Origin of the sequence: Mesorhizobium mediterraneum (assembly GCF_002284565.1) — a bacterium.
Classification (GTDB): domain Bacteria; phylum Pseudomonadota; class Alphaproteobacteria; order Rhizobiales; family Rhizobiaceae; genus Mesorhizobium; species Mesorhizobium mediterraneum.
The window spans coordinates 1-7,177 of record NZ_NPKI01000022.1 but is presented as its reverse complement, the minus strand read 5'-3'; the positions used below and the strand labels follow the sequence as shown (position 1 = coordinate 7,177).

Here is a 7,177-nt window from a genome sequence, read left to right as displayed (position 1 = left end):
TTTGCACGGGACCAGATTGAATGAGGCGTTTGAGAAAAAGGGCTCCTCTTCAGGCGCGGGAATGGCCAACGATGCAGCGCTTGGCGGCATGAATACAGTACCCTCGGCGGAGGCGCAGAGGTCATCGCAAGCAAGCCCTAAGGACTTTCCCGATTTAACCGACTCCGATCTGGAAGACGAGCATATCGCGGCCGATTTCGCACTGCTTGGCGAGGCGCTGCACAGGGCCAGTCCCGACATCGCCGCCCGGACCCGGTTGGTGGCGCCGGCGGTGGCCCATTTCTTGCGCATGGCTGGGAACCCGGCCGAGGCGGCCGCCGCTTTCCACGACATCATCGATGGCGGCAGGGCCAACTTCGGGGGCGGCACGGCCAGCTTTGTGTTCCTTCCGGTCAACAATGCCGGGACTGGCCCTGGGGGCACCCACTGGTCGCTGCTGTTTGTCGATCTACGCGGGCGCCAGCCGGTCGCCTATCATTACGACTCCTTCGGCACCCTGAACAGCGCCATCGCACAAGGGCTGGCAGCACGTCTGGGCGCCCGCTTGGATCGAGTGCGGATGGCCCAGCAGGACAACACCTACGATTGCGGGGTATTTGTCGTGGACGCCACCAGGGCGCTGGCCGCGCGATTGGCTAAAGGAGAACGGCCCGGGAGCCAGCCGCTGCACCTCGACACCCTCGTCGCCGACCGGCAGGCTTTACTGGACCGCCTCACGGCCCCCAGTAACGCACGAGTGGAACTGGCGTCTTCCTCGAGAAGCAGAGAACGCTCATACGGGGGGCGATAAGCTTCAGGGCGCGCCGCATTAATAGGCCCAGCTATGCCCGCTACGTCCTGATCCGCAGAAGCCGATCCGATCCAGGTGCTCTCAGCGGCATCTGGCACTGGATGCCGACAGCGGCGAGATCATTGCCCATACCCTGACTGATCAGGACACTGGCGATGTCTCTCAAGTTGAGCCACTACTCGACCAGATTGGCGGTCCGATCGGACAGTTTACTGCTGACGGCGCCTATGACGGAAAACCGACTTACGACGCAGTCATCGATCACAGCGCTGCCGCCGCAATCGTCATTCCGCCTCGCGTCAACGCGGTCGAACCATTCGACGATAGACCTCCCGGCCAGAGGGGCCAGCATATCGCCGCAATCGGCAGAGACGGCGGGATGAAATGGCAGGTCTCAACGGTTATGGCAAACGCTCGCTGGTCGAGACCGCCATAGGGCGATACAAGTCCACCATCGGGCGGCGTTTGCGGGCACGGTCGCTTCCCGTTCAGAAGACCGAAGTCGCCATCGGCTGCGCCGTCCTCAACCGCATGCTTGCCTGCGCACGCCCGAAATCCGCCCGCCGCAAGGCGGCCACGGCATAGTCTGCCGCTTCAAAGATCGACATCCCCTCAAGTCCGGACCCATGCACCAACGCCTTCCTGCTTAGGAAAGTTTTTGGGAATGGCAGGGGGACTACGTCGCGAGCATCTGGTCAGCTGTGTGGGAGGGTGGCATGAAGAGCTTCCTGAGGCTGCGAATCAGAACCATCAAGCTATGAAAACCTCCCGCATTCGACGCCCACCGCCGTTAGCGCTGAACGGGAGTGTCATCTTTGAGGGGGATGCCCTCACAGTCCTGCAGCGCCTTCCCGATCGTAGCGTGCAATGCCTTATAACCTCCCCTCCCTATTGGGGCCTGCGCGACTACAAAAACACAGAGCAAATCGGCCTTGAGCCGACGCTCCCGCAGTTCATAAATCGGCTTTTAACAGTGTTCCGAGAGGCGAGGCGGGTGCTGAAGGATGACGGGGTCCTTTGGATCAACATCGGCGATGGCTTTACGAGCGGTAACCGCACATGGCGGGCGCCCGATAAGAAGAATCCGGCTCGGGCCATGTCAATGCGTCCGGAGACACCTGAAGGTCTCAAACCAAAGGATCTGATGGGCATTCCCTGGCGGCTGGCGTTCGCCTTACAGGATGATGGATGGTATCTCAGAGCCGATGTCATCTGGAACAAGCCGAACGGGATGCCTGAAAGCGTTCGAGATCGCCCGACGAGGACGCACGAATACCTCTTTATGTTTTCTAAGGAGGAGCAATATTTCTATAATCGAGACTCGGTTCGAGAAGGCAATGGGCGGAATCTTCGCTCGGTTTGGAACGTCAATACACTGCCTTTTGCGGGAGCTCATTTCGCGACTTTCCCTCCCAAATTGATCGAGCCCTGCATCCGTTCATCAAGCCGCCCCGGCGACTTCGTACTAGATCCCTTCTTTGGCTCGGGGACCGTCGGTCTGGTAGCGCAGGAGCATGGTCGCTCATACGTTGGCATTGAACTTCACCCCGCTTACGTTGCCCTGGCCGCCGAGCGGCTGTGTCACTCCGATGGATCGATTATCCGAGTGGCCGCATGATACCGTCTCCGGAATTGCAGATAGAATTCAGCGTTGCATTGGCTGAAATTCGCCAGTTAATGCTTCAAGAAGCGCTCAAAGAGACCGTTCGGAAGCTCGACATTCCATCGTTGGACCGGGAGCTGGCGGCCAACGTCCCGGGCCATAGTTTGACGCAACTCGCCAGTCACGGCATTCGCGGCGAAATGTTGTTTCCCGTCCCGTTGGTCTTAACCGCGAACCCTCGCTTGATCGGTTACTACCGCCTCCTCTACGGCTATAGCCAAAAGGAATTCTACACAACGGCAACTGGAGCGGGCCGCTTTATTTCGATGGAGACGAAGGGGATCCTACGCTCGGCTTTGTCGCCCGACATCGAAACGCTGTGCAAAGAGATGTGTGAGGCCGGTGCGCAGCTGCTCACGGGCATCGCCGGTAAGGCTGTCACCATCGCCCTTTTAGACGACCTGACCCTGCTTACATTGGGGCCGCAACTGCGCGGGGGAGCCAATGTCCGTCGGGGTACCGCCGGCATCATCCAGGTTTTCAACGTCATCAAGGAACTTGTGCAAGACCACATCGAGGCGTCGGGCCCAAGGTTCATCCGCGTCCGGAACGCGGCTGGTCGTCAGGTACGCATCGAATTCGCCGCAGACCCGGACATCGTGATCCGCGAGGAAATGAGGGCCGACAGCTTTCGCAATATTGTCGCGATCGAGGTAAAGGGCGGCACAGACTTTTCCAACATCCACAACCGAATTGGCGAGGCTGAAAAGAGCCACCAGAAAGCTCGAGGAGCCGGCTACGTCGAATGTTGGACTATTGTGAATGTCGATCGCATCGACATGACCATGGCCGCGCGCGAATCCCCGACCAGCAATCGCTTTTACCGAATCTCGAGTCTCGTAGCTGCCTCAGGGGCAGAATTCGACGAGTTTCGTGACCTAGTGACGGCCATGATCGGCATCGCCGGTACAACGTCCTAGCGCTTCCGTGCTCCATCGGACATGGATCCTACGTGAGAGCCAACAGATCACTATAAATCTGACGAAGGTGTTCGTCAGACGGCATCGTCAACTTAACGAAGCTTGGATACCGATGTGCGACAGAGCGTGACCCACTCTACCGCCGCCACCGCTTTCCCGCCGAGATCATCGCCCATGCTGTCTGGCTCTATTTCCGTTTTCCTCTCAGTTTGCGAATGGTCGAGGACTTGCTGGCGGCACGAGGGATTATTGTCTCGCATCAGACAGTCCGGCTTTGGGCAGAGAAATTCGGGCGGACCTTTGCCAGCGAGATCCGCCGCCGCTCAGCGGGTCGGCTGGTGACAAGTGGCATCTCGACGAGGCCGTCGTTTCGATCCGCGGCAAGAAGCACTGGCTCTGGCGCGCCGTCGATCAGGACGGTTTCGTCCTGGAGGTCCTGGTGCAAAGTCGTCGCAATGCCAAGGCGGCCAAGCGTCTGATGCGCAAGCTGTTGAAGGGCCAAGGCCGCGCGCCGCGCGTGATGATCACCGACAAGCTTCGGTCTTACGACGCTGCAAAGCGAGAGATCATGCCGGGGGTCGAACACCGTTCGCATAAAGGCTTGAACAATCGGGCGGAGAATTCCCATCAGCCAGTCCGGCGACGGGAACGGATCATGAAACGCTTCAAGTCACAACGCCATTTGCAGCGCTTCGTCTCAATTCATGATCCGATTGCCAACCTGTTCCACATCCCCCGCCACGAAATCTCCTCCAGCCATCATCGCGAACTGCGTTCAGAGGCAATGAACCTGTGGGCAAAAATCGCGCGGGCTTGAACCGCCGTGGGGCAAGCGGGCTACGACCGCCTCGCGCTCTTTAAGTTTACGATGCCTCTCCAGCCTGCACATCGTCGATTGGGAGGCCAGATCCCGACCCGACGGCAGCGCGTCCTGGGCCATCTTGAAGACCGGATCGGAGCGCAGCCGGTTGGCGTCGTTGCCATCCTCATAGCCGGCGGCGATCATCTTCATGCGAAAGCCGATTATGTCGGCCAAGCTGTGGGCGGTCTGGTCCGGACAGCGCGGATCGTCGATGCAGCGCGCCAGACGCTCGGCCACCCGCAGCCGCTTTTCCACCTCCGCCAGAGCCAGAACGCCGCTGTTGGACGACAGCATGCCGCCGTCGAAACGGGCGACGACGGACTTGCCGCCGACAGATGACAAACTGCCCAGCGGCAGCGTAAGATCGTTCATGGCGGGTGTGGTCTCCGGGAAATGATGCGGATCGGCTTTAGCAACCAAATCCTACGTCATTTCAATGGCTTGCACTACATCCGCCAACCCACCATGAATTTTCCGGGCTAGATTATCTACGGAAGCGAAACGCAACTGCCGAAGATCGGCGTGCCCAGCCAGCCAGCCAGCCAGCCAAGCATCGCGCCAGCGCGCCCGAACGGCTGGTGGAAAGTCCACCCATTTCCCCCTCCTGGCGACTGGAGTTCGTGCTCGGGAGCCCGGTGAAAATCCGGCGGCGCATCAAGCGCCGGGTGCGGCCGATGCTCGGTTTCAAATCGACGCACGCCGCCGCGGTCACCTTGTCCGGCATCGAGATGGTCCACATGATGCGCAAACGACAGGCGCGGTACGCCTTCAATCCGAACCCGTCTCTCGCCGAGCAGTTCGAAATCCTCGCTGCCGCATGAGGTCGCCACCACTCTGGAAAATTCTCTGACCAGACAAAACTTTGCAACGGAACCATTTCACGTGCGTGTGCCGGGACNCCGAGCAGTTCGAAATCCTCGCTGCCGCATGAGGTCGCCACCACTCTGGAAAATTCTCTGACCAGACAAAACTTTGCAACGGAACCATTTCACGTGCGTGTGCCGGGACCGACCTGTTCGAAGTCAGGAGTATCGGCTTCGCCGTTTACGCCGCGAGTGCACGAATGCACAAACAAAGAAAGAAAGAAAGAAAGGCGACATCGCTATAGATCCTGCCAAGCCAAGCCAAGCCAAGCCAAGCCAAGCCAAAAGTTGGATGTGACGCGTTGTTGACTTAGCGATCCGGCCAAGCCAAGCCAAGCCAAGCCAAAAGTTGGATGTGACGCGTTGTTGACTTAGCGATCCGGGCAGCCCTTTGCAGAACGCTAGAGTTGTGCCCTTTGAACTGTAGAGAGAGCCAACGGCTGCACAGAAGCTGCGACTCTGCGCGAGCTAAGGGAGACATCAAAAGATGCCTTTTATTGCACCGAAACGGCAACTGTGCCGTTTCGCGATTATAAAAATTGCGGTCCAATAAGGATGAGCGCCCCTCTCTATATAAGCCTCATTGCGTCCCCGCATTCACCAAGGACAATCGAGTCTCCTCTCCATCCTTACTCTCGCCTAAACACCAAAAACAGTTCTTTCTTCCATCACGAAACACAACTAAGCGCCCTCGGCGAGTATGAGCTCAGTGTTTTGGGGCGGCGAGTGTCCTCTGTACAGAGGCCGCACACTCGAGCTAGTGGACCACATCGAGAACGCGTTCAGCACGAACGCGCTCATCCAACTTGCCCCACCGGGGACACGTCTCCTGTATGTCTATATGCCGGCTGAGGCTGCCAGGCAATGTCTTGAAACAGGACGCCTTGATCACGTTCCGCTCCACCTACGCTATTGCGGGAGGATCGTGGCGATTGAGGTCCCGCCGTATGACACCAATTGCTCTCGTCAACGCGTGGCGGGCTTCTACCGACAAGCTGGATGTTCCAACGCCGAGGCTGCCGACATGGAATTTTTCGTCGCAACTCCCAGCATCCCCCCATGGGCAACTATGGGCCAACTTTCGCCGTATCAGCACCAACTCAATACGAGGTATTGTCGCGCAGCCGGCCCTTGCAATGTGGTGCTGATTGGGCCGGCACTGTTTTGTGGTTAGGATGAGGGACACTAGCGGGACCGGAGTTCTGTTTGACCTGGCCGATGCATAAGTTAAAACAACTTACTTTTATTCTGTAATGTCTTTCATGTCTGTTTTTGTTTTGTCTTGCTTTTGAGGTGTATGGCGCTTTAAGCGTCTTTGTTTCATTTGTTGCTGTTCGTGTTTTCGTTAGTCATGCTTTTGAGCACATGGTGTCATGTTGATGTACCGTTCACTGCATTTAATAAAGGCCAGGCACGTTTGCACGTCTATATTCTTCTATATTCGCATTGAGTCATTTTATGAACGAATTGATACAATGTAATATGCGCGGAATAGGTTACAAGCGCAAATCAAAATATACCGGTCTGTATGCAGAATATTCAATAGTACTCTAAGCGATATCGTCAAAATGCTGATACTTAACATTATTGCAACAGAAATATTATATTCGCCATCGGAACCTCTCTGAGGTAGACTGAAAGCGACGTCATATGTCGTGCGAGACTCGCGCGAAGCGCGAGCCGGAAGTTGCCACCTTCCGTCTCGCACGACATTTACATCAGGATATATCCTGCCGCAGCGTTGGGCGAGCGGATTGGGGTATCGGACGAGGAATGGGCACTGATCGGGCCGCTGCTGCCAGCAGAGCGGGGTCGAGGGTGCCGTCCGGCGCAGGATAATCGGCGCTATTTCGAAGGCATGATGTGGATGGCCCGAACCGGGGCGCAATGGCGTCATCTGCCTGATGAATATGGCAAGTGGAACAGCGTCTTCCGCCGATACCGGCGATGGGTCGCGACGGGGGTGTTCGATGCGCTGCTCGAAACGCTCGCCGAGATGGCCTAATCGGCCCGAAGCTGATGAGGTGGAACGGCCCTTCTCAAACGGCATCAAGTGCCTAACGTGGTCGTGTTGAAACG

5 protein-coding genes and 4 pseudogenes are annotated in these 7,177 nt (G+C 57.6%); 8 read left to right on the top strand and 1 reads right to left on the bottom strand.

Annotation, left to right across the window (positions count from 1 at the left end):
- The 5 genes and pseudogenes from CIT25_RS19160 to CIT25_RS19140 all read left to right on the top strand — a co-directional run.
- A partial coding sequence (locus CIT25_RS19160; RefSeq protein WP_342587105.1) for a Ulp1 family isopeptidase occupies nt 1-790 on the top strand: 790 nt, incomplete at its 5' end.
- 67 nt (nt 791-857) lie between these two features.
- Nucleotides 858-1,375 (top strand): annotated as a pseudogene (locus CIT25_RS19155) (transposase); the annotation flags it as partial.
- A gap of 79 nt (nt 1,376-1,454) precedes the next feature.
- Complete coding sequence (locus CIT25_RS19150) at nt 1,455-2,408, top strand: DNA-methyltransferase (RefSeq protein WP_342587104.1); 954 nt, start codon at nt 1,455-1,457, stop codon at nt 2,406-2,408.
- Nucleotides 2,405-3,373, top strand: a complete 969-nt coding sequence (locus tag CIT25_RS19145; protein ID WP_095486086.1) for an XcyI family restriction endonuclease — start codon at nt 2,405-2,407, stop codon at nt 3,371-3,373. The genes CIT25_RS19150 and CIT25_RS19145 overlap by 4 nt, the downstream gene beginning before the upstream one ends.
- Nucleotides 3,374-3,456: 83 nt before the next feature.
- Nucleotides 3,457-4,190 (top strand): annotated as a pseudogene (locus tag CIT25_RS19140) (IS6 family transposase).
- Nucleotides 4,191-4,226: 36 nt separating this feature from the next.
- Here the strand turns inward: CIT25_RS19140 and CIT25_RS19135 are convergent.
- Nucleotides 4,227-4,607, bottom strand: a pseudogene (locus CIT25_RS19135) (transposase); the annotation flags it as partial.
- Between the two features lie 275 nt (nt 4,608-4,882).
- Between CIT25_RS19135 and CIT25_RS19130 the strand changes: the two are divergent.
- The 3 genes and pseudogenes from CIT25_RS19130 to CIT25_RS19120 form a co-directional block, all read left to right on the top strand.
- A pseudogene (locus CIT25_RS19130) lies at nt 4,883-5,056 on the top strand (IS6 family transposase); the annotation flags it as partial.
- A gap of 742 nt (nt 5,057-5,798) precedes the next feature.
- Nucleotides 5,799-6,272 (top strand): RolB family protein, encoded by a 474-nt coding sequence (locus tag CIT25_RS38495; protein WP_128178347.1) that lies wholly within the window; start codon nt 5,799-5,801, stop codon nt 6,270-6,272.
- A gap of 567 nt (nt 6,273-6,839) precedes the next feature.
- Complete coding sequence (locus CIT25_RS19120) at nt 6,840-7,103, top strand: transposase (protein WP_158302594.1); 264 nt, start codon at nt 6,840-6,842, stop codon at nt 7,101-7,103.
- The last annotated feature ends 74 nt before the right edge of the window (nt 7,104-7,177 follow it).